Annotated in this window: 2 protein-coding genes; both read right to left on the bottom strand. The window is 70.4% G+C overall.

Annotated elements, in window-relative coordinates; translation table 11 throughout:
• Positions 1 to 507, bottom strand: a 507-nt coding sequence (locus QN350_RS19580) for a PRC-barrel domain-containing protein (RefSeq protein ID WP_323517180.1), incomplete at its 3' end; no start/stop codon positions are given.
• A gap of 85 nt (positions 508 to 592) precedes the next feature.
• Positions 593 to 1,783, bottom strand: a complete 1,191-nt coding sequence (locus QN350_RS19575; RefSeq protein ID WP_322138784.1) for an SLC13 family permease — start codon at positions 1,781 to 1,783, stop codon at positions 593 to 595.
• Positions 1,784 to 1,915 lie beyond the last annotated feature (132 nt).

The raw sequence follows: 1,915 nt of genomic DNA, 5'->3' as shown, positions 1-1,915 counted from the left end.
GGGCGGATGTGGGGCGTCATGCGGGTGCGGATGCGGATGTTCCGGGGTGGGCGGCGCGCCCGGGGACTGCACCTGCGGCTCCGGGCGGCCGGCGGCATCCGCGGGGAGTGCAGCGGACTCGACCGGAACGGCCTGCTCAGCGGTCTCGACCGACCCGGCAGACTCCGCCGACCCTGCAGCCTGGGGCGCCGAGGTGCCGTAGTAGTCGTAGAGTTCCTTCTCCTCGTCGGCGGTGATCGATCCACGGTCGCTCTCGATGCGGGGGCCGTTGCGGATGCGGTCCCGGTCGAAGGCCACGACCACGCGCGGGCCGTCGATGGTCGCGCCGTCGAGCGGAACGAACGATTCGAGCATGCCGAACAGGCCGGTGCGCACGGTGACGAACGCCGGTTCGCCGGAATCCTCACTCAGGAAGACCTGTTCGACCGAGCCGAGTTTCGCGCCGTCGCGCGTCACGACGACGCCGCCGTTGACGACGATGTCGTCGATCCCTTCGAGGGTGATCATTCGGTCATTCCTTCGCTCGAGGCACGCGTTGGACGCAGGGGCGGATTCCCATATTCTCGCATCGCTCGCTGCGGCCGCGCGGAAGTCACGCGGTGACCAGGATCATCGTGAGCACGCTCAACCCGACCGTGACCGGGGCGAGCACGAGACCGAAGAGCGCATACCCGCGCCACGTGATCAGCACGTTCATCTTCTCGAGCCTGCTGTGCCAGAGCAGGGTCGCAAGAGAGGCCCACGGGGTGATCAGCGGGCCGACGTTCGCGCCGATCAGCACGGCGAGCAGCCGCGGCGTCGAGTCGGCGACCGGCTCGAGCGCGAGGTAGGCGGGCAGGTTGTTGACCAGGTTCGAGCCGACCATGCTCGTGCCGGCCAGGCGGAACAGGTCCCCCGGCGCGTTCCCCGCCCCGGCGAGCGCGGTGAGCAGCACCGGCAGCCCCAGGTTCTGCAGGGCCTCCATCGCGAGGAACAGGCCGGCGCTGAAGAGAAGTAGCGACCACGGGATCAGGGTGATGCGGAGCACGCTCCGGCGCCGGACGAGGAACACGACGGCCAGCGAGAGCGCGGCGATGCTCGACGGCAGCCACACCGGCAGGCCGACGACCAGGGCGGGCAGCAGGGCCGCGAGGACGAGCGCGCTCGTCCCGAGCAGCACCCGGTCGACGGATGTAGCCGCTCCCGACGTGCCCGACACGCGGGTCCGCTGCACGGGTACGCTCGCATACCGTTTGCCGAGGTCCTTGCGGAAGATGAGCGCGACCATGGCCATCGGCACGAGCACGGCGACGAGCGCGGGGGCCGCGGTGAGCCCGGCGAAGGCGATCGGGGAGATGCCGCCGAGGCGGTTCTGGGCGAGCAGGTTGGTCAGGTTGCTGATCGGCAGCAGCAGGCTGCCGGTGTTGGCGAGCCACACCGTCGTGAGGGCGAACGGCAGCGGCGGCAGGCCCGCCTGTCGCGCGACCACGACGACAACCGGCGTCAGGAGCACGGCGGTCGTGTCGAGGGAGAGGAACACGGTCGTGACGATCGCGATGCCGGCGACCCACAGCCAGAGCAGCCAGGCCCGGCCGCCGCCCCAGTGCCGCAGCCGGCGGGCGATCCAGCGGAACACCCCCGCCTCGCTGCAGAGCTCAGTCACGACCGTCATGGCCACGACGAACACGAGAATCGGCGCCACCCGGTCCACGAGCACGAGCAGTTCGGCGAGCGGGAGCAGGCCGGTCGCCACGGCGACGGTGCCGAGCAGGAGCAGACCGGCGCCGATGAGGGACAGGACCATGGATCGGAGTGTATCGGTCGAGACCCCTCCGGCTCGCGAGAGTACGAATATGGCCCTTAAAGCACCGCGTTAAGGGCCATTAGTCCGCTCTCGCGGCGGGGGTGAGCGGATGCCGCGGGGTGCAGCGGGTGC

Origin of the sequence: Cryobacterium sp. 10I5 (genome assembly GCF_035019865.1) — a bacterium.
Lineage (GTDB): Bacteria > Actinomycetota > Actinomycetes > Actinomycetales > Microbacteriaceae > Cryobacterium > Cryobacterium breve_A.
Note: the sequence above shows the minus strand (reverse complement) of the source record. Positions and strands in the feature narration are given on the sequence as shown.

What these genes read in the sequence shown, in the direction of transcription:
- QN350_RS19575 (WP_322138784.1), bottom strand. Translation starts at nt 1,783, where the DNA reads ATGGTCCTGTCCCTCATCGGCGCCGGTCTGCTCCTGCTCGGCACCGTC.